The sequence below is a fragment of the uncultured Desulfosarcina sp. genome (assembly GCF_963664155.2).
Lineage (GTDB): Bacteria > Desulfobacterota > Desulfobacteria > Desulfobacterales > Desulfosarcinaceae > Desulfosarcina.
Genome location: NZ_CAXXXH010000002.1, coordinates 176,876 through 201,774, shown reverse-complemented (window position 1 = coordinate 201,774; position 24,899 = coordinate 176,876). Strand labels below are relative to the sequence as shown.

At 54.7% G+C, this 24,899-nt stretch carries 23 protein-coding genes and 1 pseudogene; 13 read left to right on the top strand and 11 right to left on the bottom strand.

Annotation, left to right across the window (positions count from 1 at the left end; genetic code table 11):
- Positions 1 to 11 precede the first annotated feature (11 nt).
- From ACHZBS_RS25135 to ACHZBS_RS25115, 5 genes are all read right to left on the bottom strand, one after another.
- Positions 12 to 791, bottom strand: coding sequence for an enoyl-CoA hydratase/isomerase family protein (locus ACHZBS_RS25135; RefSeq protein WP_319409290.1), 780 nt, complete (start codon positions 789 to 791; stop codon positions 12 to 14).
- Between the two features lie 24 nt (positions 792 to 815).
- A complete protein-coding gene (locus ACHZBS_RS25130) occupies positions 816 to 2,117 on the bottom strand; it encodes a TRAP transporter large permease (RefSeq protein WP_319409289.1) in 1,302 nt (433 codons plus the stop codon).
- A complete protein-coding gene (locus ACHZBS_RS25125) occupies positions 2,114 to 2,650 on the bottom strand; it encodes a TRAP transporter small permease subunit (RefSeq protein ID WP_319409288.1) in 537 nt (178 codons plus the stop codon). Before ACHZBS_RS25125 ends, ACHZBS_RS25130 begins: the two co-directional genes overlap by 4 nt.
- A 100-nt stretch (positions 2,651 to 2,750) precedes the next feature.
- Positions 2,751 to 3,788 carry a TRAP transporter substrate-binding protein DctP gene (gene dctP / locus ACHZBS_RS25120; RefSeq protein WP_319409287.1) on the bottom strand — a complete coding sequence of 346 codons (1,038 nt, stop codon included), beginning with the start codon at positions 3,786 to 3,788 and terminating at the stop codon, positions 2,751 to 2,753.
- A 101-nt stretch (positions 3,789 to 3,889) separates the two neighbouring features.
- Positions 3,890 to 4,450 carry a TetR/AcrR family transcriptional regulator gene (locus tag ACHZBS_RS25115; protein WP_319409286.1) on the bottom strand — a complete coding sequence of 187 codons (561 nt, stop codon included), beginning with the start codon at positions 4,448 to 4,450 and terminating at the stop codon, positions 3,890 to 3,892.
- Positions 4,451 to 4,777: 327 nt separating this feature from the next.
- On the opposite strand from ACHZBS_RS25115, the gene ACHZBS_RS25110 reads away from it, so the two are divergent.
- The gene (locus tag ACHZBS_RS25110; protein ID WP_319409285.1) at positions 4,778 to 5,752 is read left to right on the top strand and encodes a pyridoxal-phosphate dependent enzyme; all 975 of its coding nucleotides are present in this window, start codon (positions 4,778 to 4,780) and stop codon (positions 5,750 to 5,752) included.
- A 282-nt stretch (positions 5,753 to 6,034) separates the two neighbouring features.
- On the opposite strand, the gene ACHZBS_RS25105 is transcribed toward ACHZBS_RS25110, so the two are convergent.
- Together ACHZBS_RS25105 and ACHZBS_RS25100 are read right to left on the bottom strand one after the other, a co-directional pair.
- The gene (locus ACHZBS_RS25105; RefSeq protein ID WP_319409284.1) at positions 6,035 to 6,778 is read right to left on the bottom strand and encodes a hypothetical protein; all 744 of its coding nucleotides are present in this window, start codon (positions 6,776 to 6,778) and stop codon (positions 6,035 to 6,037) included.
- Positions 6,709 to 6,936, bottom strand: a complete 228-nt coding sequence (locus tag ACHZBS_RS25100) for a hypothetical protein (RefSeq protein WP_319409283.1) — start codon at positions 6,934 to 6,936, stop codon at positions 6,709 to 6,711. Before ACHZBS_RS25100 ends, ACHZBS_RS25105 begins: the two co-directional genes overlap by 70 nt.
- A 184-nt stretch (positions 6,937 to 7,120) precedes the next feature.
- On the opposite strand from ACHZBS_RS25100, the gene ACHZBS_RS25095 reads away from it, so the two are divergent.
- The 12 genes from ACHZBS_RS25095 (at position 7,121) to ilvD (ending at position 19,997) form a co-directional block, all read left to right on the top strand.
- A complete protein-coding gene (locus ACHZBS_RS25095; RefSeq protein WP_319409282.1) occupies positions 7,121 to 8,374 on the top strand; it encodes an ATP-binding protein in 1,254 nt (417 codons plus the stop codon).
- The gene (locus tag ACHZBS_RS25090; protein WP_319409281.1) at positions 8,371 to 8,832 is read left to right on the top strand and encodes a response regulator; all 462 of its coding nucleotides are present in this window, start codon (positions 8,371 to 8,373) and stop codon (positions 8,830 to 8,832) included. Before ACHZBS_RS25095 ends, ACHZBS_RS25090 begins: the two co-directional genes overlap by 4 nt.
- Positions 8,825 to 9,910, top strand: coding sequence for a response regulator (locus tag ACHZBS_RS25085; protein WP_319409280.1), 1,086 nt, complete (start codon positions 8,825 to 8,827; stop codon positions 9,908 to 9,910). Before ACHZBS_RS25090 ends, ACHZBS_RS25085 begins: the two co-directional genes overlap by 8 nt.
- A 387-nt stretch (positions 9,911 to 10,297) precedes the next feature.
- On the top strand, positions 10,298 to 11,365 hold the full coding sequence (locus ACHZBS_RS25080) for an ABC transporter ATP-binding protein (protein ID WP_319409279.1): 1,068 nt from the start codon (positions 10,298 to 10,300) through the stop codon (positions 11,363 to 11,365).
- A gap of 60 nt (positions 11,366 to 11,425) precedes the next feature.
- Positions 11,426 to 12,715, top strand: a complete 1,290-nt coding sequence (locus ACHZBS_RS25075; protein WP_319409278.1) for an ABC transporter substrate-binding protein — start codon at positions 11,426 to 11,428, stop codon at positions 12,713 to 12,715.
- A 66-nt stretch (positions 12,716 to 12,781) separates the two neighbouring features.
- Entirely contained in the window at positions 12,782 to 13,660 is an 879-nt protein-coding gene (locus ACHZBS_RS25070) for a sugar ABC transporter permease (protein WP_319409277.1), read from the top strand.
- Between the two features lie 16 nt (positions 13,661 to 13,676).
- The gene (locus ACHZBS_RS25065; protein ID WP_319409276.1) at positions 13,677 to 14,492 is read left to right on the top strand and encodes a carbohydrate ABC transporter permease; all 816 of its coding nucleotides are present in this window, start codon (positions 13,677 to 13,679) and stop codon (positions 14,490 to 14,492) included.
- Between the two features lie 209 nt (positions 14,493 to 14,701).
- Positions 14,702 to 15,712: a TRAP transporter substrate-binding protein gene (locus tag ACHZBS_RS25060; protein WP_319409275.1), complete on the top strand. Its 1,011-nt coding sequence runs from the start codon at positions 14,702 to 14,704 to the stop codon at positions 15,710 to 15,712.
- Positions 15,713 to 15,753: 41 nt separating this feature from the next.
- Entirely contained in the window at positions 15,754 to 16,245 is a 492-nt protein-coding gene (locus ACHZBS_RS25055) for a TRAP transporter small permease (RefSeq protein WP_319409274.1), read from the top strand.
- Positions 16,242 to 17,519, top strand: a complete 1,278-nt coding sequence (locus tag ACHZBS_RS25050; protein ID WP_319409273.1) for a TRAP transporter large permease — start codon at positions 16,242 to 16,244, stop codon at positions 17,517 to 17,519. The genes ACHZBS_RS25055 and ACHZBS_RS25050 overlap by 4 nt, the downstream gene beginning before the upstream one ends.
- A 34-nt stretch (positions 17,520 to 17,553) precedes the next feature.
- A complete protein-coding gene (locus ACHZBS_RS25045) occupies positions 17,554 to 18,123 on the top strand; it encodes an XRE family transcriptional regulator (RefSeq protein ID WP_319409272.1) in 570 nt (189 codons plus the stop codon).
- A gap of 41 nt (positions 18,124 to 18,164) precedes the next feature.
- Entirely contained in the window at positions 18,165 to 19,997 is a 1,833-nt protein-coding gene (ilvD, locus tag ACHZBS_RS25040) for a dihydroxy-acid dehydratase (protein ID WP_319409271.1), read from the top strand.
- Here ilvD and ACHZBS_RS25035 read toward each other — a convergent pair.
- From ACHZBS_RS25035 to ACHZBS_RS25020, 4 genes and pseudogenes are all read right to left on the bottom strand, one after another.
- Positions 19,992 to 20,174 carry a hypothetical protein gene (locus ACHZBS_RS25035; RefSeq protein WP_319409270.1) on the bottom strand — a complete coding sequence of 61 codons (183 nt, stop codon included), beginning with the start codon at positions 20,172 to 20,174 and terminating at the stop codon, positions 19,992 to 19,994. The genes ilvD and ACHZBS_RS25035 overlap by 6 nt on opposite strands.
- Before the next feature lie 33 nt (positions 20,175 to 20,207).
- A pseudogene (locus ACHZBS_RS25030) lies at positions 20,208 to 20,363 on the bottom strand (ketopantoate reductase family protein); the annotation flags it as partial.
- A gap of 838 nt (positions 20,364 to 21,201) precedes the next feature.
- Positions 21,202 to 23,208 carry an acetyl-CoA carboxylase biotin carboxylase subunit gene (locus tag ACHZBS_RS25025; protein WP_319409269.1) on the bottom strand — a complete coding sequence of 669 codons (2,007 nt, stop codon included), beginning with the start codon at positions 23,206 to 23,208 and terminating at the stop codon, positions 21,202 to 21,204.
- A gap of 8 nt (positions 23,209 to 23,216) precedes the next feature.
- Entirely contained in the window at positions 23,217 to 24,770 is a 1,554-nt protein-coding gene (locus ACHZBS_RS25020) for an acyl-CoA carboxylase subunit beta (RefSeq protein ID WP_319409268.1), read from the bottom strand.
- Between the last annotated feature and the right edge of the window lie 129 nt (positions 24,771 to 24,899).

The window sequence follows — 24,899 nt, the reverse complement described above, 5'->3', positions numbered from 1 at the left end:
CGCCGGGATCTTTATTCAACTTTTCCCGCTTGCATGGTTTTCAATTTTTTTTCCACCAGCGCCTGCTGTTCATTTGAATTGATGCAGGTCAGCAGATGAGAGGCTTCAAGTTCCAGTATCTGTTCGAAACTGGCGTGCATGCCCTGGTCAATGGCAATGCGTGACAATTTTACCGCCAACGACGAACGTTTATTTATGGACCGGCACATATCCATCGCCTGATCGAGGAGCGCTTCGGCAGTCACCACCTGGTTCACCAACCCGATATCAAGCGCCTCCTTGGCGTCCACGAATCGGCCGGTGAGAATCAATTCCTTGGCTTTCCCAAGACCCACGATTTGGGTGATCAGTTTGGTTCCGGCCGTAGTGACCGTAAGTCCGACGCTTGTTTCGGGAAAACCAAACGTGGCACCTTCGGCGGCGATCCGTATGTCGCAACTCAGCGCAAACTCCAGGCCCCCACCGACGGCATACCCATTAATGGCAGCGATCAAAGGCTTCCCCAGTCCGAGGATAACCCGCTGAACATCCTGCAACGCGTCCACTTCTATCGTCCACTGTTTGAAGCTCTTACCCGACGACGTTTCCTTCAGATCTTCACCCGCGCAAAATGCCCGGCCGGCACCGGTCACTATCACCGATTGAACCCCGGGATCTTTCTGAGCGGTCAGCAGCTGGTGGATAAATCCTTTCAAGAGGGCTTCATTGATCGCATTGAGGCGGTGGGGTCGATTAAATGTGATGACCCCCACTTTTTCTCTTTTTTCATAAATGACGGCATTTTCTTCCAAGGAACGATTCCTTTCCATTTTCTCTTATCTTAAGAAAATATTTACCAGAACCAATGCAAATTCAGGAACATAGGTGACTGCCAGGATGACGGGCACCGCTCCGAAGATCATAAAATAGGAGGCCGGTTTCACATATTCATTCAACGGCAGATTTCCGCCTATCAAACCTGCCAGATACAGCATGGGCGCACAGGGAGGCGTGATGTTCCCCAGGGACAGGTTGGTCACGGATATGGCTGCAAAATGAATCGGATCGATTCCTACCGATGTTGCAATGGGAAGTAAAATGGCGGCGGACAGAATGTTTCCGGACACATCGTCCACCAGCATGCCCATCAAGAGGAGGATGACGTTAAGCATCAGCAGAACCAGCCACTTGTTGGTCGTAAAACTGAAAATGAATTGAGTAAGCTGCTGCGGGACCTGATAGGTCACCATGATCCTGCTCACCATCAGGATGAAAAACAGCAGGATCATCACCACACCGGATGTCACCATGGAGTTTTTGATATTGTTGGTCATCCCGGCAAGGGTCATCTTCTTGTATATGAAAAAGCCCACAAACACCGCATAAACCGCCGACATTCCGGCCGCTTCGGTAGGAGTAAAGACACCGCCGTAAATCCCCCCCAGGACAAGCACCGGCATGAAGAGGGCGAAACTGGCATGTCGGGTGGAGCGCCCGATCTCCCCTACCACTTCAGGAAAGGCTTTTTTCGGGGCGACCTTCAATGATTTCATGTGCCGGCTCATAATCAGGTTGATGATGCAATAGGCCGTCATCATTAAAACACCCGGTATCAATGTGCTTAAGAAGGCGGCGAGAATGGATATCTGAGCCGTCATGGCAAAAACAATCATGGGAATGCTCGGCGGAATGAGCAGGGCCAGCATGGAAGAGGCGGCAACCAGCCCGGTAGCGTAGCCACGTGAGTATCCCTGCTCCACCATTTCCGGTATCATCACCGATCCGATGGCGGCGATAGCGGCTGAAGCCGATCCCGAGATGGCGCCGAAGATGGTACACGACACCACGCACACCATTCCCAACCCCCCCTTGATCCTCCCCAGAAAAGACATGGTAAAGGCAATAAGGCGCCTGGATATATCGGCATCCCGCATCAGCCCTCCTGCCATGATGAAAAGCGGAAGGGCAAGCAGCGTATAGGATTCCAGGTTGCGAAAAGCCGCCGGGATGGCGAACCGCGGGTCAAGCCCGGTGATCGCCAGAATGATAAATCCCCCCAGACCGAATGAAAAGCCCACCGGAACTCCCAACAGCATGATCACGACGACCAGAGCCATTACGGCGACGACAACTGTCATGGTGTACCTCCCGGAGTGGACTTTTGTCCGCTGATGGCTGCGCCGGAATATTTGATCACATTGGCAATGCTATAGATGGTCATAAAGAAAGCGCCGAAGAGCATGCTGCCGACGCTGTATATTCTCGGCCACCACAAACCGGTTGTCCTTTCTCCGGTTCCATAGAGCCATATGCTGTAGGTGGCGGAGTGATAAAGAAACAGAAAACAGACCAAAAGGCTTATTATCCAGGCGAGGGCCTTAATTACCGCCCTTGAACGACCCGTTCTGAATAGCCGTCCGGCCACGTCGCCCTGTACATGGGAGTCCCACTTCGTTCCAAAAATCGCACCCAGAAAGTATACCCACACGGCGATCAGTCGTGAGAATTCCTCCAAGCCGAAAAGCGGGACCTTAAAGATATAACGCAGGACAACTTGCAAAACGACCGTCAGTGCAACCAATACGCCGCCAATGATGATCAGTGCAGAAGCACCCTTATCGATAAAATGGTCGGTGACTGTAAAAACCCGATTGATCGTCTTCAATGACATGATGGGTTCCAATCTTTATCCGAAAGCGAGGGCCGGTATTCCCCGACCCTCTGGATTTAAACCCTGACTGCAGATTTCACCTTATTCTCGCGGATTTCCATTATTCGGGAATTTTGGTAGCATGGGCCTTGACTTTTTCCATCAGCACGGACCCTAAAAGTTCTTCCTGAATGACCGGCCACGCCTTGGCGCGAACCATTTTTGCACCCGCTTGCCATTCCTGATCATTCACCTCATATACCTTGACACCCGCATCAACCAGTTTCTGCTTGAACTCATTTTCATCTTTTTCAGCGGCAAGCGCCTGGTCGCTCATGACCTTGTCTGCCGCACTGCTGAGTATCGCCTTGTCTTCATCGGATAGAGAGTCCCAGAGTTTTTTGTTCATCGTCAAAAACCAATACTCGAAGCAGTCCCGGGTCGCCACCCAGTAGGAAAGCGCATCGCGCATGACATACGCCTCGACCGCCGGGCATGCGGAGCGGGCATCGACGATGCCGGTCTGAAGCGCGGTAAATGTCTCGGAGTAAGCGATAGGCGTTGAAATGAAACCCAGCGTTGGGATATAGACTTCAAAAATCCGGATTGGCGGCACCCGCATTTTTATACCGGAATAGTCTTCGGGCACCTTGGCAACCTTGTCAACGCGTTTGGTGTAGGCCATCCCGTCCCAGGCATTCAAATAGATGCCCAACACTTTGAGGCCGATCTGGGAATAGAGATCATCAAAAATGGGGGTGAGCCACCCTTTGGAACCGATCGCGGCGCGTGCTTCGTCCCAGGTGGAGAAGAGATAAGGCATGAACATCAGGTTGGTTCGTGGATCATAGGAGGTGGAACCGGCGTTGAGTCCGATCTCCAGGGTACCCATTCGATTGGCTTCGATTTGCTCCATCCAGTCGCCCAGAGCTCCGGATGGGAAGTAGGACAGGTTGATCTTTCCTCCCGATTTCTCACCAACAAGTTGGGCAAACTGCTTACACCGGGCAGAAGCAGGATGGTCTTCGGCAATGCCCTGGCTGATTTTCCATTTGTAGGATTTACACTGGGCCTCGCCTGCCATAAAGGTCAAAACGAACATACACCCCACAATGGATACAAAAGCGATCGTTTTTTTATACCCCAACAGTTTTGCCATTTTTCTCTCCTTATGCGTCTTGTGGTTGGTTATGAATGTCAATCCATATTCCTCTCGCCTTCACCTCCTCTCAGGGTTTTCTCTCCTGGAATGGCTAATTTTCAGGACCTGGCTAATCCCTTCAGAATAAAAACGGAAAAAATGTCGGCGACCTCTTCTTTGGAAAGGCGCCCTGACTTGTTGAACCAGGTACAGACCGCTGTGCACATCGATAGAATGGCGTACGAAATAACTTTTATATCCAGGTCGACGAAAATACCTTCGGCGACCCCTTCTTCAAGCACCCGCTGGATCCTCTTTTCATAATCATCACGCATCTGAATGATTTCCTTGTAATTTCTAGCTGTCAATCCTCTCAGTTCACTATCGGCGATAATCGCCTCCTTCTGTCGTTCAATGTGAAAAATGATATGGCAGTATATGGCTGCCTGCATTCTTTCCCGTGCTCCCGTCGCCGCGTCCAGACGGTTTCGCAGCGCATCCTGAAGATCATTCATGGACGTTCTGAAAATATCCAGCAGGATATCCTCCTTCGTGGAGTAGTGATGATAAATGCTGGACTTTCGAATTCCCGTGGCCCTGGCGATGGTGCTCATGCTGGTGGCAAAATAGCCTTTTTTATAGAACAGCTTAATCGCGGACTTTTTTATTTTTTCTTTCATATTTTTTATTATTTTTTTTAAATATTTAGGTTCGTTAAATTACATTACCCTACCGGTCGGTCGGTAGTACACATTGATAGGCAGATGTATGATCGGGTGTCAAGAATTATTTTTAATTATTGAATGGGTAAGATTTACCGAACCGCGTTTATTCCTCAGGATAACAGACGGATCCGGTGATAATTGTAGGTTCGCCCTTGAAGCAGGCCCTGCCAAGGGAATCCTTGCTTGCAAAGAACCACATATTTTGGCAAGTGGGATTAAGCCGGCGCATGAAGGGATAACCATTCATGACATACTGGCGCTGTAAGCGCCGAAAGGATATGAATGCATAAATACAACGATTCAACAACCAACCTGCTGGATAAATACCCCCGGGCGGATCTCCTCCAGACACCTGTGATAATCCATAAGCTCCCCCGGCTTTCATCCCATCTGGGACTCAACATTTTTATTTTGAGGGACGATCTGACAGGATTTGCACTGGGAGGAAACAAGACCCGGAAACTCGACTATCTCATTGGAGATGCGCTTGTTCACAAAGCAGACACCCTCGTCACGATGAAAGCCACCAGTTTCAGCAGAAATGCTGCCGCAGCAGCAAGTGCCTGCGGACTTGCTCTCCATGTCGTTATAGCCGGCACCGAATCCGAACAGAATCCTGCAAGCCAGGCCTTTTTCAACCAATGCGGCACCACACTTCATTACGAGCCTCAAGGGGAAAGCGTATTGGCAGATGCCTGCAGCCATCTGGTGGACTCGCTGAAAAAACAAGGAAAATCCGTGTATGAACTGCATCCGGGAGGAAGCGATGCCATTGGAGCGCTGGGATATGTCCGCGCGTTTCATGAAATCCTCGACTTTTCATATCGTTCAGGCGTTCATTTTTCTCACATCATCCATTCCACCAGCTCGGCAGGTACACAGGCGGGACTGGTATTGGGGCAATGTATCAGCACCTACGATACCTGCATTATAGGTGTGGGGGCATCTTTGAAAGCCGATGCCCAGTCTGAACGGGTCCGGGAACTTGCCCGATCCACTGCTCGTATGCTCGGCATTCAATTCGACGAGACAAAAATTGTAGTCGATGATAAATTCGTCGGCCCGGGGTATGCAACCCCCTCCGAAGAAGGCAGGACGGCGGTAAAACGGTTTGCGGCCATGGAGGGCATTCTTCTGGACCAGGTGTACACCGGAAAAGCTGCCGCTGCATTACTCCATTTTGCAACCCATGGGACGCTTGAGGGCGGTAGCGTCTTGTTCATCCATACTGGCGGAAATGCCGGTTTGTTCTATTAGCTCGGTACAGAGCGACTCTTACGAGGCGTTCCTGCGGATCATCCTATGAAAACATCATTTTTCAATCAGCAATACCGGAAAATCCATCACGTTGGTCCGGGTGGGGCCGGCGATGAAAAGGTCCCCCAGGGGTTCAAAAAAACGGTAGGGAATTATCAGGCACGCCCTTTACTTATTAACTTCGTAATAGATTATACCCATTTCGCTCAGCGATTCCAGCCCCGCGGGCAACCGCTTTGCTCACCGCCGGCGTTGAAACGCCAAGTCTCCGGGAGATGGCCGTCAGGCATTTTCCGAACTCCCGGAATGCCCAAAAACACAGCAGGCACCGCGTCTCCACCTGGGATCTGGATTTCCCGGGCTGCCAAATCTGCTCGACGTCCATGCCACGCAACGTGGCCACGCGGGTAGCCACATCGCCCAATCAATTCCCTTAGCTTTCAGGGCGTATTGACGTTCATAGTGTTCCCGGCTTTCGGCCAGGATCGTTTCCACGAAAGCCCCATCGCCTAAAATGCGCTCATCGCTTTTAACGTGGACGTTTGCCTTTTTCAGCGCGTTGACATCAGCACATCCGCCCGCACTGCGAATCAATCCCCCACCGATCGGATTCCAGCGCCGGCCCTCGTCAACGCCTTTGCTGACAAAGGAGCGAAAACTTCTCCGTGCCGATCCAACCGTTTTACCGAAACAGGCCAGCACCGTTGCGATATCCTGCCACTGCCGGGCTTGTTTGCCCATAAATACTCTATGCCCGCAAAACGGGTATTTTTCCAGCGCCCCTATATCCGCAACCCGTTTGGCTCTCAGCGGATTCAAGCGGATGTAACGCACCAGTTCGAGCCTATAGGGGTCTTCCTGGCACAGAATCGATTTGTACCGATTCTGGAAAAGATGGCCATGACGCTTGTGACGGCGGTTGAAGCTGACGGCATGGCCGGTCAGAAGCCGCCGCATCAAGGTGGCGATGGGGACGATGCCGGTCCGCGCAGCAACAGATGAAAATGGTTGGGAATCAGGGCCCATGTGTAACAGATGGTTTCGATGCCTTCAACCGTGGCACCCAGCCGATCGAGAAAATTGTGCCGATCCTGACCATCCAGGAATATCTTCCGGCGTTCGATGCCACGCACAATAATATGGTGCAGGGCTCCGGGAGCATCTATGCGCGATTGTCTGGGCATGGAAATGACATAGCAAATCGGTTAAAACTTTTAAAATTTATATGTTAGGGGCGTTCTTCTCTTATTCTTTTATAGGCAAAAGTGCCTATTTTTCACAAATCTGCTGGCCACAGGTTGCCTAATATCTCTCAATTTAGTATTCAAAAACATCTTTCACCAGCAGCGGGTTTCCAAAGCGATCCCCATGTTTCAATTTCCTTTCCAGAAATATTCCACCGACACCTTCAAACTGGTACTGATCGCTTTTTGCACTCTCGTTGCCTGTGTCCTGACCTACTATTTCCATGCGGTTCTTGGCATCGGCACGATCATATCCCACTTTTACTACATGCCTATCATCCTCGCATGCATCTGGTGGCAAAGAAAAGGACTCTGGGTTGCCGTTTTTCTGGTTGCCTTTCTCCTGACCAGCCATCAGCTTCTGCGCCCCCAGGCAACCACCGCTAATGATTATATTCGGTTCTTAATGCTGATGGTCATCGCCATCGTCGTGGCGGAACTGAGCCAACGGATCGCCGCAACCCAACGCCAGTTGAAAAGTGCGCATGATCAAATGGAAATTCGGGTGGTGAAGCGAACCGCGCAGCTGGCGAATGCCAACCGCGAACTGGAACTGGAAATCGAGCAGCACAGGCGGACCGAGGAGCGCCTGGCGTTGAATGCCAAAAGGTTGGAACAGCGCAACGAGGAGATCAAAAATTTCGCCTATATCGTTTCCCATGATCTGCGCGCCCCGCTGATCAACCTGAAAGGCTTTTCCGCTGAACTGCACAGCGCGTTGGAAGTCATCCAGCCCGTTTTGCAGGCCCATATCCCCAATCTGGACGGCCCGTTGCAGGCCGCTGTCTCCAATGCCCGCCTGGACATAACCGAAGCGCTCGACTTTATTGGCTCCTCCACCAACCGCATGGACAGTCTGATCAACGCCCTTCTGCACCTTTCGCGGCTGGGCCGCACCGAACTCAAACCGGAATCCATCGACATGAGAAAGAAAGTGAAGGAAACCCTGAACACCCTGGCGCATCAGCTTGCCGAGAAAAAGATTAAAATCGACATCGGCCCGCTGCCCGTCATCGAAGCCGACCGGATAGCCATGCAGCAAATCCTGGGCAATCTGCTCAACAATGCCGTCTTGTACTCGGTTCCCGGCCGTGAAGGCAGAATCGAAATCACCAGCGAAAATGGACTGGATCAGGTTACTTTTCACGTCAGGGACAACGGCCGAGGTATCGCCCCGGAAGATATGGACAAGGTTTTCATGCCCTTTCGACGGGTCGGCAGGACGGATATTCCAGGCGAAGGCATGGGCCTGGCCTACACCCAGGCCCTGGTCAACCGCCATGGCGGCCACATCCAATGTCGTTCCAAACTCGATGAAGGAAGCACGTTCTCCTTTACCATCCCCATTCCTCTTTCAACCGACGAGGTCCAGCAATGAACAGTATCACAAAAAGCGTTACCATCCTGCTGGTGGAGGACGACCCGGGGCATGCGCGCCTGGTCGAAAAAAACCTGCGCCGCGCCAACATCCACAATCCCATCGTCAAGTTTGAAGATGGCAGTCAGGCGATGGACTATCTTTTTGGCGAGGGCACCTATTCCGGGAACCCGATACCAGAAAATCTGCTGGTGCTGCTGGATCTCAACCTGCCGGTGATGGACGGGTATCAGGTCCTTCGCCGCATGAAGGCAGAGGAGTCCACGAGACGGATCCCGGTCATCATTCTCACCACCACCGACGATCCGCGGGAGATCAGCCGATGCTACGACCTGGGGTGCAATGTATATATCACCAAACCCGTTGATTACAATGAATTCAGCGAAGCGATCCGCAAGCTTGGGTTGTTTCTTTCGGTGGTGGTCATTCCCAGGGAAGGGTCGTACAGCCATGAATAAATCCGAAGCGATCCGCATTCTGTGTATGGAGGACGATCCCGGTGCCGCCCGCCTGATTCAAAAGACCCTGAATCGTGCCGGCTATGCCGTGAACATCGCTCATGACGGCCAAAAAGGATTGGACATGTATGACGCCGGCGCTTATGCATTGCTGATGGTGGATCAGTCCATGCCCGTCCTTGAAGGTCTCGATGTTCTGCGGAAGCTGGCCGCACGGCAATCGACGGCACCGGTGGTCATGATCACCGGACACGGCGACGAACGCCTTGCCGTTGAAGCCATGAAACTCGGTGCCAGGGACTATATCGTCAAGGATGTCAGCGGGGGCTTTCTTGAATTGCTGCCCACCGTCGTCCGGCGGGTGCTTCAACAGCAGCAGCTGTTGGAAGAGAAACGACAGGCAGAAGCAGCCCTGAAGGAGTCGGAGGAACGGCTCGACTCCATCCTAAAGAGCGTTCCGGATATCATTTACCGGCTGGATGCTCAAGGCCGCATCACTTTCATCAGCGATGCCGTCATCCCTTACGGATACTGGCCCGGCGATTTGTTATCCCGGAACATACTGGAACTGGTTCATCCGGATGACCGGGCCAAGGCCGCGCAGCGCATCAATGATAAAAGACGGGTCAATCGTGACGCCGACGATCTGGAAATTCGCTTCCTGACAGGCGGCAACGGCCCCATCTCATCCGAACTCGAACGCATATTCCTGGTCCGCGCCCAGGGAATCTATCGACTCTATAGCAACAAGCCAACGAACGTCAGGACCTTTATCGGTACCCAGGGCATTGCCAAGGACATCACGGAACGGAAACGCGCGGAAGCGGAACAGGAAAAACTGCTCAAGGAACTGAAAAAGGCGCTGGCGGATGTCAAAATCCTGAGCGGCCTGATCCCCATCTGCGCGTCCTGCAAAAAAATCCGCGACGATAAGGGGTATTGGAATCAAATCGAAACCTATATCCGCGACCATTCGGACGCCCAGTTCACCCACGGCATTTGTCCGCAATGTGCTCAAAAACTTTATGGCGATTTTGTTAAACCGGGACCACCAAAAGGGACACACTCCGGTAGTTAGGGGACATTCAATATTCCATAAACCGCCCTTTTCGACCTCAAAACATCGTTTAAAGACTCAAAAATCCGCCTGTACACCTTTTTCGGAAGGAAACGCTGCGTTGATGCCGTTTGCATTCCGAATTTCTTGATTTCTCGAAGAGTGGTTGCCCGTAAGGAAATAATTTGGCAATCAGGAAGGTCGGCATAAAGGATGGTATCACTTATGTATGACTGCCGCAGGCAAATTTTATTGACCTATTCTCAGTTGCAATCCGAATAACCTCATGTTAATTTTTACTACCTTGAGTATTTTACATGGTGGCGGTTGAAGTTCCTGTCTGCAACTGGCGGCATCGTCGCAAGAGAAATCGGGTATGCAGCAGCAAGTTTGGACTGGGTGGGAACGATGCAGATAGAAGTTCAAAACGTTTGCAAGCGCTACGGAAAGGTTCAGGCGGTTAAGGATGCCACTTTCGATGTGGCTGAAGGACAACTGCTGGTAATCCTGGGCCCTTCGGGGTGCGGCAAAACGACGCTGTTGCGCATGATAGCCGGTCTGGAGCCGGTGATGTCCGGTTCAATCCGTATCGCCGGGGCCGAGGTCACGCACCTGCCGCCCGATCAGCGCAACATCTCCATGGTATTTCAGTCCTACGCCCTGTTTCCCCACCTGTCGGTGAGGGAGAACATTATCTTCGGACTCAAGGTGCGCAAAGTCCCCTCCGCGGAAATCGACAAACGGCTGGCTAAGGTCATCGATCTGCTGGGGCTGGCCAACCGCCTCGACGCCAAGCCCGGCGAACTGTCCGGCGGCATGCAGCAGCGCGTGGCCTTGGGCCGGGCCATTATTGCCGAAAAACCGGTCACCCTGATGGACGAACCGTTGTCGAACCTAGACGCAAAGCTGCGCAATTCAATGCGGCGGGAGATTTGCCGCCTGCAGCGTCGTCTGGGCATCAGCATGGTTTACGTTACCCATGACCAGGTGGAAGCCATGACCATGGCCGACCGCATCGTACTCATGTGCGAAGGCCGGATCGTCCAGGACGATATCCCCGAAAGCTTTTACGAAAGGCCGGTCAACATTTTCGTCGCCCGCTTTATCGGCACGCCGCCGATGAACATCCTGCCCATGTGCTCCACGGCCCACGGCGCCGCCCTGGTACCGGAGGGACCGGTGCTCTACCCGGAACTGGACGGCAGCCGTTTCAAGATGGGCATTCGCCCGGAAAATGCACGCCTTTCAGACAAAGGCCACCCGGCTGTGGTCACCGGCAAGGAGTATCTTGGATCGGACACCTTTATCTCGTGTGAAATCAACGGCCATGAACTCATCGTACGGACGCGCGGCCTGAGCGAAATGGCCGCCGGTGCAAGGGTCTTTTTGAATTGGGATCCGAAATCCCTGTGTCTGTTCGATGCCCGGACTGAAACACGGCTGGCCGACGCGCCGGCTGCCAACCCGGTATTCTGACCTGCCCTGCCGGCAGGTTTTTTGGCACCAACGGATGACTTACGCATAAGGAGGTGGGCCGTGAACAAATTCAAATGTGGTATGGCAATGACAGCCGCAGCAATAGTGATGCTGACCTTTGGCGTGGCCGTGGCCGGCCAGATCGACATGACCATGTACTACCCCATTGCCGTGGGGGGCAAACCGTATGAACTGATCAACGGGTTGATATCCGAATTCGAAGCGCAAAACCCAGACATCAAGGTCAAGGCGGTCTATTACGGTAATTACGATGACACGCGCACCAAATGCATGGCGGCCATCAAGGCCGGTGAAAAGGTCCAGATGTCAGTGCTTTTTTCCATCGACATCTTCGATCTGCTCGACGCCGACGTGATCATGCCCTGGGAGGATGTGGTCAAGACCGACGAAGAACGCGCCTGGATCAAAAGCTTCTATCCGGCGCTGATGGCCAACAGCATGTCCGGAGGCAAGACGTATGGCATTCCCTTTCAGCGCTCGACTATTGTGATGTACTACAACAAGGACGCCTTCCGTGAGGCGGGCCTCGATCCGGACAAACCGCCGGCCACCTGGGATGAGCTGGTATCCATGGGTAAAAAGCTTGTTAAACGCGACGCCAACGGCCAGGTCACCCGCTGGGGCCTGAGCATCCCATCCACCGGTTATCCCTATTGGATGTTCCAGTGCCTGGCCATTGAAAACGGCATGGAACTGATGAACAAGGCTGGCAACGAGGTCTACTTCAATCATCCGGACGTGGTCGCCGGGCTGCAGTTCTGGCACGACATGGCCTACAAGCACGAAATCATGGCCAAGGGCAGCACCGACTGGGGCACTCTGCGCCAACAGTTCCTGGGAGGCAGCACCGCCATGATGTGGCACACCACCGGCAACCTCACACCGGTACGCGACAACGCGACGTTCGACTTTGGCGTGGCCATGCTGCCGGCTAAAAAACGCCCCGGCAGCCCCACGGGTGGCGGCAATTTCTACATTTTCAAGAACACCACCCCCGAAGAGCAGGCCGCCGTGCTGAAATTCGTCAGGTTCATGACCGCACCGATCAACACCGCCAAGTGGTCCATCGGGACCGGCTATGTCGCCACCAGCCCGGCAGCCTATGAAACCGAGCTGCTCAAAAAATACGTGTCCGACTTTCCAGCCGCCACGGTGGCCCGCGACCAGTTCCAATATGCGGTGGCCGAATTTTCCACCCACGAGACCGCCCGGGTGAAAAAATTCCTGGATGACGCCATTCAGTCAGTGCTTTCCGGCGATGCCACCCCGAAGGATGCACTGGACCAGGCCCAGAAGGGCGCCGATCGCATCCTTGGACGCTATCGATAATCTTTTGCCGCCGGACGAGGCCACGGGGCTACCGTTACCCGTGGCCCCGCCGGCCCGACGATCGCCATGAACCCTAAAATCGCCCGGCAGGTGTATGGGTGGCTGCTGTTTACGCCAGCGGCACTCTTCTTCATCCTCTTTACGCACTATCCTATCGTGCGTTCGTGCTTTCTGAGCCTTTTTAACACGCCGCGCGGCAACCAGGCCGCCACATTCGTCGGCCTGGAAAACTACCGCTACCTTGTAGATGACCCGATTTTCTGGCAGGCGTTGAAGAACAACCTGATCTACGCCTTTGGCACGATCCCGGTGACCATATCCCTGGCCATGGTCATGGCCGTCTGGGTCAACCGTCAGATGCTCGGCCGGGCCTTTGTCAGAGTAGCCTACTTTACCCCCACAATCCTGCCCATGATCGCCATCGCCAACATCTGGCTTTTCTTCTACACGCCGGGAATCGGTCTGTTTGACAACATTTTGAAAGCATTAGGGTATTCGGGGCACAACTGGCTGGGCGACCCGAATACGGCCCTTATCTGCCTGATGGTCATCGCCGTGTGGAAGGATGCCGGCTTTTTCATGATCTTCTATCTGGCGGCTCTTCAGGGCCTGCCCAAGGATGTCATCGAGGCCGGCCGCATCGAGGGGGCGGGGCGTTTTTACTTTTTCCGGCGCGTGACCTTCCCGCTCCTGATGCCCACGACGGTATTCGTGGTCTTCAACGCCCTGATCAACACCTTTCGCATCATCGACCATATCTTTATTCTAACCAAGGGCGGGCCGAATAACGCCACCGAACTGCTGCTCTACTACCTGTTCCAGACCGCCTTCGAATTCTGGGACACATCCTATGCAGCGGTACTCACGGTGGTGATCATGGCCATTCTAATGACGCTGGCGCTGGTCCAGTTCAAGGTGCTGGAACGCCGGACCCACTACCAGTAGGCGCGGATCATAACCTATGGACTCTTCCTCTTTCGGACGCCGCTTGGAAACCGCTGCCGCCTGGCTGCTGGGCCTGATCTGGGCCGCACCCCTGCTCTACGCCTTCTGGGCCGCCTTTCACCCCCCGCATTTCGCCGTACGCTTCGACCTGACCGCTCCGCTGACCCTGGCCAACTTTACCGAGGCCTGGCACACGGCGCCCTTTGCGCGCTATTTTCTCAACACCATCATCTACACAACCATGACCACGGTGCTGCAATTCGTGCTGTGCACCCTGGCCGCCTATTCCTTTGCCTGCTACGAGTGGAAGGGCCGTGACATCGCTTTCTCCCTGATCCTGGTGCAGCTCATGGTCATGCCCGACCAACTCCTGGTGGTCAACTACCAGACCATGACGGCGTTGAATCTGGTGGACACCATCCCGGCCATTTCTCTGCCCTATATCGCCTCGGCGTTCGGGGTGTTTTTGCTGCGCCAGAACTTCAAGCAGGTACCCATCGCCCTGGCCGAGGCCGCCCGGGTGGAGGGGGCCGGTCCGCTGACCATCCTGATGAAGGTCTACGTGCCGCTGTCCAAGTCGGTCTACCTGGCCTACGGCCTGGTGTCGGTCAGCTGGCACTGGAACAACTTTTTGTGGCCCCTGGTGATTACCAACTCCCTGAACACCCGGCCCATCACCGTGGGCCTTTCCATCTTCGGCTCGCCGGAAAACGGCGTCAACTTCGCCATCGTCTCCGCCGGCACCCTGATGTCAGTCGCCCCCCTTCTGGTCGGCTTTCTGCTGTTCCAACGCCAGTTTGTCGAAAGCTTCATGCGTGCCGGTATCAAATGATACGTCTGCCAGTACTCCCTGAATAAATCACCGACCACCCGCATAGCCGGTGGTTGGTGATTGTGTTTCGTGATATGCAACTTATTTATTGACATTTTTCTGGCTTCGTAGTTATAAAAATTCGTTTTGAACGGGCGCAAGCCCGTAAGTTATGGATTGGTCGGCAATGATGTTTACTGATTGGCAACTGTGAAGGAAAAGGAGAAATCATGGCGAGATTCAGAATGTTCGATTTTTCAGGCATCGCAGTATCCGTGAGTGTTCTATTGTTTATCGTTATGGTGAGTCTGCCGGGTTTTGCTCAAGCGAAAACCACCATCAAACTGGCCCATGTTTGTGCAGAGTCGGATATTTTCCAGATTCAATCGGTAAAGTTTAAGGAATTGGTTGAAAAAAGGACCGACGGCGCCGTTGAGATACGGATTTACCCGAACAAACAACTCGGCGGTAAAGAATCGGACTTGATCAACATGGTCCAGATGGGCACCATCGGCCTTGCCACGATTACCTGCGGCCCCATTTCAACCTTTGTCCCCATGTTCGGTATTTTGGATATGCCTTTTCTTTTCAAGAGCAAAGAACATGCGTATCACGTCCTGGACGGTCCCATCGGCGATCGTTTTTTACAGTCCTTGGCCAACGTAAACATCGCCGGGCTGGCCTTTGGTGAGCGGGGCTTCAGGAACGTATCGAATAACCTGCGTCCCATTGTCACGCCATCGGATCTGAAAGGCATCAAGATTCGGGTCATGCAGAGCCCGGTCTATATTGAAACCTTCAAGGCGTTGGGCGCCAATCCTATTCCAATGGGGTGGGGAGATGTCTACACGGCATTGCAGCAGGGAACCATTGATGCACAGGAAAACCCGCCCTGGGTGATCGATGCCTTTAAAATCTATGAGGTCCAGAAGTATTATTCCCTGACCGGCCATTCTTATGCCGGGAATGTTATTATGATGAACGAAGCGCTCATGAAAGGCTTTTCTCCGGACGTCCAACAGATTTTAGTGGAGGCTGCCCGCGAGGCGTCCGCTTATGAACGAAAGGTCAACAATGACGGTGTTACCGAGGTGCTGGACCGACTCAAAAGCAAGGGAATGCAGATCAACGACCTGGACCGGGCGCCTTTCCAGAAGATGATCAAATCGGTTTATGCGGAAGCCTACCAAAAAAATCCCGAATGGAAGGGAATCGTAGAGGAAATTCAGGCAGTGCAATAATACCGACGGATGCACCTTTCGATTTTTCGGGGTCAAGTCAAATGAAATCGGTTTCTTGGGTGACGGTGGCAAAAGGGTTGGACCGTCTGGTTTCAGGGGTTGTGATGGCGCTGCTTATCGGAATGATCATCACGACCTCGGCCGGCGTCTTGTGGCGATATGGATTCAACAGCGCCTTGAGTTGGTCCGAAGAGCTGTCCCGGTTTTTATTGGTGTGGGTCTCTTTTTTAGGGGCCGCCATGGCCACTTACCGAGGGAGTCATATCGGTATCGCGGTGGTCTTTGACCGGATGCCCGCCAGGACCCAGTTATGGGTCGGTCGTATCGTTGACGGCATGGTCATTTGCTATATGGTCGCTGTGCTGGCAGGCGGCATAAAAATGCTTCCCTTTGTCCATGTCCGGGTCGCTGCCACCTTGCCGTTTCACATGAATGTCCCCTATTTCGTGATGCCTGTCTCGGCCGCCCTGATTATTTTTTATATGCTGGTTCACCTCCTGGCCGGCGCCGGTCAACCCAAGGAGCCGTCATGACTGTCCTGTTTTTTGCGCTGCTGTTCTTCTTTTTTATTCTGCGCATGCCCATCGCATTTGCCATGGGGGTTTCGGCGGCACTGGCCATGTTCTTCTTTTACCATGTGCCCTTGACGGTCATCGTTCAATTGATGTTTACTTCCAATGATTCATTTCCGCTGTTGGCGGTCCCCTTTTTCATGCTGGCGGGGGCCTTCATGGAGTACGGCGGCATCAGCCGCCGGCTGGTGAATTTTGCCAGTGCGTCGGTCGGATTCATCCATGGAGGGCTGGCTCACGTCACGGTGCTGGCTTCCATGTTCTTTGCGGGCATCTCCGGTGCCGCCGCAGCCGATACCGCTGCCGTGGGAACCCTCATGATTCCGGAAATGAAAAAAAGAGGATATGATCCGGGTTTCGCATCTGCCGTTCAGGCGGCTTCAGGTTCCATCGGCGTCATTATCCCCCCCTCCATTCCCATGGTCATCTATGGGGTCATGTCCTCAACATCCATCGGCGCCCTGTTTCTCGGCGGCATCGGTGTGGGGCTGTTGGTGGGTTTGTCCATTATGGGGGTGGCCTACGTCATTTCCCGTAAAAGGGGATACCTTCCTGCGGCCGGATTTTCTGCCGTCTTGGTAATCAACACCTTTAAGGAAGCGTTATGGGCGCTGGGTATGCCCTTCATCATCGTCGGCGGCATCATGAGCGGTATTTTTACCGCGACGGAAAGCGCCGTGGTCGCCACCGACTATGCCGTCCTGGTGGGGTTTTTTATTTATAAGGAATTGAAGATCAAGGATTTTCCGTCTATTTTCGAAAAGGCTGCCGTGACCAGCGCCCTGGTGATGTTCATCATTGCCAATGCCTCGGTCTTCGGCTGGGTGCTTGCTTTCGAACAGATACCCCAGGAGATCACCCACTTTTTCGTCGCCTTGACCGACAACCCGGTGGTGCTGCTGCTGATCATCAATCTTTTGCTGCTGATTATCGGAACCTTCATCGAGACCGCCAGCGCCCTGATCATTTTCGTTCCCCTGTTGGTGCCTTTGATTCCGCATCTGGGCATCGACCCGATACAATTCGGCGTACTGATGGTATTGAATCTGGCCATCGGCATGCTGACCCCGCCCATGGGCATTTGCCTCATCGTCTCCTGTACCATTGCCGAAATAAGCATGGAGAAAGTGAGCCGAGCCGTTCTGCCCTTTGTTCTCGTCATGATACTGGATCTTCTGGTGGTCTCTTTTGTCCCATTGGTGACGACCTTCATCCCCGGTCTTTTCCTGAAATGAAATCGTTTTCATTGCTTGATATCGGAAAAATACGATGATGATCGAAAAACAGATCGCAGACAAAATCAAACAGGTCCGGAAAAGCAAGAACCTGACCCTTGAAGCGTTGGGGGAAAAGGTTAATCTATCCAAAGGCCTGTTGTCTCGCATTGAAAACTGCCAGGTCTCTCCCCCTATCGCCACCCTCTCCAAGATTGCCAAAGGATTGGACGTATCCATCGGTCTTTTTTTCGAAGACCTGGATGAAGAGACCCGAAACTATGCCGTGACATTGAAGGACCAACGTCGTCAAATCATCCGGAGAGGATCGAAAATCGGGTTTGCCTACTATTCGTTGACACAACTGAAGTCAACGCATCTGATCAATCCCTTTATTGTAAAATACCCGGTTGCCAAAAAGAAGGTGACCCATCTTTTCGACCATCCCGGAGAAGAGTTCTTTATGGTTTTGAAAGGAGAGGTCGAATTCGTGTACGGCAAAGAAATTATCATTTTAAAATCAGGAGATACCATCCATTTTGACGCAACGGTTCCTCACCGGGGACAAAATATCGGCACAGAAGAAAGTGAGTGCCTCGTCATCGTGGTCGGTGAAATCGGCTAACAAAAAGAAATCTATTTAAAAGCAGGTAAGGAGAGTCTCCCATGGCAATATCACTGCGAAGCAACCAAACCACACAAGGTAGACGCATGGCCGGTGCCAGAAGTTTATGGCGCGCCAACGGCATGAAAGAATCCCAATTCGGCAAACCCATCATCGCCGTTGCCAATTCTTTTACCCAACTGGTACCCGGCCATGTGCATCTGCATGAAACGGGTCAGCAGGTAAAAAAGGAGATCGAAAAACGCGGATGCTTTGCGGCGGAATTCAATACCATCGCCATTGATGACGGCATTGCCATGGGCCATGACGGCATGCTCTACTCCCTGCCGTCCCGGGAAGTCATCGCAGACAGCGTGGAATATATGTGCAATGCCCATAAAGTGGACGCGCTCGTATGCATCCCGAATTGTGACAAGATCGTTCCCGGCATGCTCATGGGGGCGATGCGCTTGAACATCCCCACGATTTTTGTTTCCGGCGGTCCCATGGAAGCGGGCAACGGGGTGGATCGGAAATATGATTTGATCGACACCATGGTGATGGCCGGGGACCCCGCCGTGACCGATGATGCCGTTTCCGAGGTGGAGCAGTTTGCGTGTCCCACCTGCGGCTGCTGTTCCGGCATGTTTACGGCCAATTCCATGAATTGTCTCACCGAGGCCCTGGGTCTGGCCCTTCCCGGACAGGGCACGGTGGTGGCGACGCATGCACAACGAACGGCGCTTTTCACGGAAGCGGCCCGGCGCATCGTGGAAATGACCCGTCAATACTATGATGACGGGGATGACTCTGTTTTACCCCGTTCGATTGCCACCCGTCCGGCATTTATCAATGCCATGACCCTGGACATCGCCATGGGAGGCTCAACCAATACGGTATTGCATCTGCTGGCCGTGGCCCATGCCGCCCAGGTGGATTTCAGCATGGCGGACATCGATGCCCTGTCACGGAAAGTGCCTTGTCTGGTCAAAGTGTCCCCGAGTTCTTCCTATCACATGGAAGATGTCAACCGGGCCGGCGGCATCATGGGAATCTTAGGAGAACTGGATCGCGCCGATCTGCTGGACAAGACGGTCAAAAGGGTTGATGGCCCTTCCCTTAAGGCGGTCCTGAACGATTTCGACATCATGGCTGACACGGTCACAGAAACGGCTCTGGCCCGTTATGCTGCCGCGCCCGGCGGTTATCGGAATCTGGTTATGGGATCCCAGAACAACACCTACGAAACCTTGGATCGGGACCGGGTTTCCGGATGCATCCGGCGTGTGGAAAATGCATATCATGCCGACGGGGGATTGGCCGTCCTTTATGGTAATATTGCTGAAAAGGGCTGTATCGTCAAAACGGCCGGCGTGGATTCATCCATTTTCAATTTCAAGGGAACGGCCAGGGTTTATGATTCCCAGGATGCCGCCTGCAACGGCATTCTGGGCGGCCAGATCCAAGCCGGTGACGTGGTGGTGATCCGGTATGAAGGGCCCAAGGGTGGCCCAGGCATGCAGGAAATGCTCTATCCCACCTCGTATATCAAATCCATGCATCTGGACGTCCAATGCGCACTCATCACAGACGGCCGGTTTTCCGGCGGCACCTCCGGCCTTTCTGTGGGCCACATTTCACCTGAAGCCGCCTCCGGGGGTGCCATCGCCCTGATTCAAAACGGGGATGAAATCGAAATAAGCATCCCCGAGAGACGTATTCATCTCTGCATATCGGATGAAACGCTCAGCCAGCGGCGCAAGCGTGAAGCGTCTCGGGGAAAGAACGCCTTTATCCCGAAAAGAGAACGCCCGGTTTCAACCGCCCTGAAAGCCTATGCCTATTTTGCGGGGTCGGCGGATACAGGTGCCGTGAGGATCATTCCCTCCTCATGACGGCCTGGCTGCGGATTCGGGACGTTTTCGTAATGAATCTGGAAAGTTGGCTGGCCGCCATATCTTTGCGCCTGTTTTTGAAAGAGCGGGATCGTTTTTATAGCCGGGTCTGAACGTTTTTCCGCCTTCAGCGGATGACTGCCCGTTTACAGCCATCAGCGCATCGAGATTGCCCATGGACATTTTTCTACTGCCGGCTTCGATCTCGTGCACCATTTTTCTGACGGCGTCATTGACCGGCGTCGGCACACGGTGTTTTTTGCCGTGGTCGCAGATATAGCCGTTGAGAAAATCGATTTCCGTCCGACGGCCTCTTTCAATGGACTGTAGGCTCGACGATTGGATTCTGCGGCGCTTGAAATTGATCCTGTGGATGGTGAGATGCCGTTTGATATTGGCCTACATCCCTTCGCCCAGGAGCGTGCAGTAATTCCCCCTATCTGTTCAACGCTCGATTCCAACTGTGACAATCTGTATACGGAATCATTATAAAAATGGCCACAAAACCACGCTCGGATGACCAAAAAGCAGAAACAAGACCCCGATATAGGTGCAATTGAGGCACATGGCACGGCGTATGCTGATTAAATTTTCAAAGCAAAGGGAAACCCCCTCTGGACTGAGTGGAACCGGTGCCACCATGTTAGCGGCCTCCAGGATGATCGGCACCCATTGAATTGATTTGACGCGCTCGTTCACTTCTTCTGAGCAAAGCCCGCTGGTGGGATTTGCTCAGTTTTTAGCAAGGAATTCGGATGGATGGAAAGCGGTTTTTTTATTACTTGAGGGTTAATCGATAGTCCCGCAATCACGCGCGACCTTAGGAACTTTTGCAAATGTTTTTATCCATTATTGACAGCGTTCCCTGGTATTATTTGCATCTAAAAACACTTGGACACGTCCTTTTCCGTCGACATGTTGCAAATACTGTTTTCGAAATTCACGTGTTTTCAAGTGTACTGTATGTTATGTTCTGATTGATAACGCTTGTAACCCACCAAAATAACAATCTGTTTTTTCCCCTTGCGGCATGGGCCTGCCGAAAAACAAATGATTTTGTTATGCGCCTTGGCATCCTGACGGCCGGCGATTCCACGCCTGACGGATATAGGGGGTGCGGTCGGGATCTTCCGGCACCGTTCCGCTGCCTCCCCGTACGTCCGGAAAACGGATGGACATGCAATCGGTTGGTTGGTTTCATTGGTTATTTAAAGGAAACCAGCACCGATCCCGTATCCACGGTTTCACCGGGGGTCACGTGGACGGCGGCCACCTCCCCGTCCACCGGCGAAGCCACCGCTGTTTCCATTTTCATGGACTCGATGCTAAGCAGTTCCTGCCCCTTGAACACCCGATCGCCGGCCTGGACATTGATCGCCACCATCAGCCCGGGCATGGGGCAGCGCAGCACGTTGTCCATGGCCTTGATGGCCGGCTGGGGCATGAACCGCGCCAGGTGCCACTCCTTGGGGGTGTAGATTTCGAAAGGCTTGACCATGCCGCAAAAGGCCACTTCGATGAAATTGCCGCTGTAATGCAGACGGAAATAATGCGTGGCATTGCCGATGGTCAGCTTCAGGCGGCGGCGATAGTACTCCATGGGGGGCGTAATCGTATCATATACGGCATCGTTGACCCGCACGCGCCACTGGTCTTGGCTGGCCTGGGGCTCAATCTCGATGTCGAGCACCACGCCGTTGCTCTTGGTCACGTAGGTGAACCGGCGTCTGGCGGGAATCGCGCCGCCCACCCGGGCCTGCAGGGGCAACAGGCTGTGATGGATCAGGTTCTCGCGCAGGTGATAGATCAAGGTGGCGGCGATGGCCATGAAGTGAATGTCCGCATCGGGCATCAGCGGCGCGGGGCGCGCATCGGCAAGGTGCCGGGCGATGAATCCGGTGGACAGATCGCCTTTGATAAAGGATGGGTGGCAGATCACCCGATTGGCGAAATCCACATTGGTCTTGATGCCTTCGATGTGATACCCGTTGAGGGCGTCAACCATTTTCAGGCGCGCCTGTTCGCGGTCGCCGCCCCAGGTGATCACCTTGGCCAGCATGGAATCGTAGAAAACTTGCACGCTGCTGCCGGCGCGCACCCCGCTGTCCACCCGGATGCGGTTGCCGGCAGGCTCGGCATAGCGGGTGATCAGGCCGACCGAGGGCACGAAGTTTCGCTCCGTGTCCTCCGCACAGACGCGCGCCTCGAAGGCCCAGCCCTTCAGCCGCACATCCTCCTGCTTCAGTGGCAGGCGCTCGCCGTTGGCCACGCGCAGTTGCAGTTCCACCAGGTCCAGCCCCGTGACCATTTCCGTTACCGGATGCTCCACCTGCAGACGCGTGTTCATCTCCAGAAAATAGAACTGCTTGTCCGCATCGAAGATGAATTCCACCGTGCCGGCGTTGACATAGCCGGCCTCGAGGGCCAGGCGGCAGGCCATCTGGCCCATGCGCTCCCGGGCCTCGGTATCCAGGGCCACGGAGGGCGATTCCTCGATGATCTTCTGGTAGCGGCGCTGGATCGAGCATTCGCGCTCGCCCAGGTAGATCGCATGACCGTGGGCGTCGGCCATCACCTGGATCTCGATATGCCGCGGCGCCTCGATATAACGTTCGATGAAGATGGCGTCGTCGCCGAAGGCCTTGCGGGTTTCCTGCCGGCAGAGCCTGAGCGCCGATGCCAGGTCCTCGGGGCGGGTCACGGTGCGCATGCCCTTGCCGCCGCCGCCGGCCGCCGGTTTGAGCAGGATCGGATACCCGACCTCGGCCGCCACCGCTCCGGCCTCGGCCTCGCTCGACAGGGCCTTGACATGGCCCGGCACGGTGGGGATGCCCGCTTGGATGGCCAGCTTCTTGGAGGCGATCTTGTCGCCCAGGCGGGCGATGACCGGACCGGCGGGACCGATGAAGACGATGCCGGCCGCCGTGACCATGTCGGCGAAATCGGCGTTCTCGGACAAAAAGCCGTACCCCGGGTGGATGGCCTGGCACCCCGTATCAAGGGCCACCTGCAGGATTTTTTCCTTGTTCAGATAGGACTCGGCCGGACGCGCGCCGCCCAGCGGCACCGCTTCGTCGGCCTTGACCACATGCAGGCTGCGGAAATCGGCTTCCGAATAGACGGCCACCGTCTGGATGCCCATGCGCCGGCAGGTTTTCATGATGCGGACCGCGATTTCGCCGCGATTGGCGATCAGGATTTTCGTGAACATAGGGTGCCTCACAAAGGGATGTTGCCGTGTTTGCGATCGGGCCGGTCGCCCTTCTTGCCCTCCAGAAACTGGAGGGTGCGGATCAGCCGGTGCCGGGTGTCGCTGGGGAAGATGACATCGTCGATGTAGCCGCGCTTGGCCGCCAGAAACGGGTTCACGTAGTGCTTGCGGTAGCTCTCCATTTTTTCGCCGAGCACGGCCTCGGGATCGGCGGCGGAGGCGATCTCCTTGCGGTAGATCACCTCCGAGGCGCCCCGCGGCCCCAGAACGGCGATTTCCGCAGTGGGCCAGGCATAGTTGATGTCGCAGTGGATGTGCTTGGAGTTCATCACCAGGTAGGCGCCGCCGTAAGCCTTGCGCACGATCACGGTGATGCGCGGCACGGTGGCCTCGGTGAAGGCATACAGCAGCTTGGCGCCGTGACGGATGATGCCGCCGTGCTCCTGGTCCGGCCCGGGCATGAAGCCGGGAACATCCACCAGGCAGATCAGCGGGATATTGAAGGCGTCGCAAAAGCGCACGAACCGCGCCGCCTTGAAAGAGGCGTTGTTGTCCAGCACCCCGGCCAGCACGGCCGGCTGGTTGGCCACCAGCCCGATGGTCTGCCCGCCCAGACGCCCGAACCCGCAGATGATGTTGCGCGCGAAATCGGGCTGCACGGCAAAAAACTCCGCGCCATCCAGGATGCTTGTGATCAGCACGTTCATGTCATAGCCCTGGTTGCGATTCGGCGGCACCAGGTAGTCCAGGGCCGGATCGGTCCGCTCGGGCGGGTCGTTCAGATCGAGGAAAGGCGCTTTCTGCCGGTTGTTGGACGGCAGGTAGTTGATCAGCTGGCGCACGCCGCGCAGGCACAGGATGTCGTTGGGGTAGACGAAATGGGCCACGCCGCTTTTCTCGGCGTGGACGCCGGCGCCGCCCAGTTCATCGGAGGTGATGTCCTTGTGGATGACGGTCCTGACCACGTTGGGACCGGTGACGAACATGTTGGAGGTGCCGTCCACCATGAAGACGAAGTCGGTGATGGACGGACTGTACACCGCCCCGCCGGCGCAGGGCCCCATGATGCAGGAGATCTGCGGGATCACGCCGCTGGCGTTCACGTTGCGGTGGAAGATCTCGCCGTAGGCCGCCAGGGCGTCGACCCCCTCCTGGATGCGCGCCCCGCCCGAATCGTTGAGGCCGATGATGGGCGAGCCGACCCGGCCGGCCAGGTCCATCACCTTGCAGATCTTCTGGGAATGGCCTTCGCCCAGGGAGCCGCCGATCACCGTGAAGTCCTGGCTGAAAACGAAGACTTCACGGCCGTTGATACGGCCGTGGCCGGTGATGACGCCGTCTCCGGGGGTATCGGCATTTTTGCCGGACAGGCCGCTGCGCCCCACCTTGAGCATGTCCAGTTCCTCGAAGCTGCCGTCGTCCAGCAACAGGTCGATGCGCTCCCGGGCGGTGAGCTTTCCCCGCCGGTGCTGATCGTCGTTGCGCTGCTCGCCGCCCCCCAGGGCGGCCTGCTGGCGCATTTCGGCCAGTTCCAGAATGTTGCTGTGCATGATCTCGACCATGAGCGTTCCTTTCTGCCGGATCGTTGAAACACCGTCGCTCGGATCGGCATTTTATTTCCCGGGTATCGCTGTCAATCCATCCGGTAATCGGATCGGATTCGGCCGCCACTAAAACACAAGGAAGAACTA

Bases quoted from the DNA above. Each gene is read 5' to 3' on its own strand.
- ACHZBS_RS25020 (WP_319409268.1), bottom strand. From the start codon at position 24,770: ATGGTCGAGATCATGCACAGCAACATTCTGGAACTGGCCGAAATGCGC.
- ACHZBS_RS25110 (WP_319409285.1), top strand. From the start codon at position 4,778: ATGCATAAATACAACGATTCAACAACCAACCTGCTGGATAAATACCCC.
- ACHZBS_RS25090 (WP_319409281.1), top strand. From the start codon at position 8,371: ATGAACAGTATCACAAAAAGCGTTACCATCCTGCTGGTGGAGGACGAC.
- ACHZBS_RS25100 (WP_319409283.1), bottom strand. From the start codon at position 6,936: ATGCCCAGACAATCGCGCATAGATGCTCCCGGAGCCCTGCACCATATT.
- ACHZBS_RS25060 (WP_319409275.1), top strand. From the start codon at position 14,702: ATGGCGAGATTCAGAATGTTCGATTTTTCAGGCATCGCAGTATCCGTG.
- ACHZBS_RS25035 (WP_319409270.1), bottom strand. From the start codon at position 20,174: ATGGGCAATCTCGATGCGCTGATGGCTGTAAACGGGCAGTCATCCGCT.
- ACHZBS_RS25065 (WP_319409276.1), top strand. From the start codon at position 13,677: ATGGACTCTTCCTCTTTCGGACGCCGCTTGGAAACCGCTGCCGCCTGG.
- ACHZBS_RS25125 (WP_319409288.1), bottom strand. From the start codon at position 2,650: ATGTCATTGAAGACGATCAATCGGGTTTTTACAGTCACCGACCATTTT.
- ACHZBS_RS25055 (WP_319409274.1), top strand. From the start codon at position 15,754: ATGAAATCGGTTTCTTGGGTGACGGTGGCAAAAGGGTTGGACCGTCTG.
- dctP (WP_319409287.1), bottom strand. From the start codon at position 3,788: ATGGCAAAACTGTTGGGGTATAAAAAAACGATCGCTTTTGTATCCATT.
- ACHZBS_RS25115 (WP_319409286.1), bottom strand. From the start codon at position 4,450: ATGAAAGAAAAAATAAAAAAGTCCGCGATTAAGCTGTTCTATAAAAAA.
- ACHZBS_RS25130 (WP_319409289.1), bottom strand. From the start codon at position 2,117: ATGACAGTTGTCGTCGCCGTAATGGCTCTGGTCGTCGTGATCATGCTG.
- ACHZBS_RS25080 (WP_319409279.1), top strand. From the start codon at position 10,298: ATGCAGATAGAAGTTCAAAACGTTTGCAAGCGCTACGGAAAGGTTCAG.
- ACHZBS_RS25085 (WP_319409280.1), top strand. From the start codon at position 8,825: ATGAATAAATCCGAAGCGATCCGCATTCTGTGTATGGAGGACGATCCC.
- ilvD (WP_319409271.1), top strand. From the start codon at position 18,165: ATGGCAATATCACTGCGAAGCAACCAAACCACACAAGGTAGACGCATG.
- ACHZBS_RS25025 (WP_319409269.1), bottom strand. From the start codon at position 23,208: ATGTTCACGAAAATCCTGATCGCCAATCGCGGCGAAATCGCGGTCCGC.
- ACHZBS_RS25095 (WP_319409282.1), top strand. From the start codon at position 7,121: ATGTTTCAATTTCCTTTCCAGAAATATTCCACCGACACCTTCAAACTG.
- ACHZBS_RS25070 (WP_319409277.1), top strand. From the start codon at position 12,782: ATGAACCCTAAAATCGCCCGGCAGGTGTATGGGTGGCTGCTGTTTACG.
- ACHZBS_RS25045 (WP_319409272.1), top strand. From the start codon at position 17,554: ATGATGATCGAAAAACAGATCGCAGACAAAATCAAACAGGTCCGGAAA.
- ACHZBS_RS25105 (WP_319409284.1), bottom strand. From the start codon at position 6,778: ATGGGCCCTGATTCCCAACCATTTTCATCTGTTGCTGCGCGGACCGGC.
- ACHZBS_RS25050 (WP_319409273.1), top strand. From the start codon at position 16,242: ATGACTGTCCTGTTTTTTGCGCTGCTGTTCTTCTTTTTTATTCTGCGC.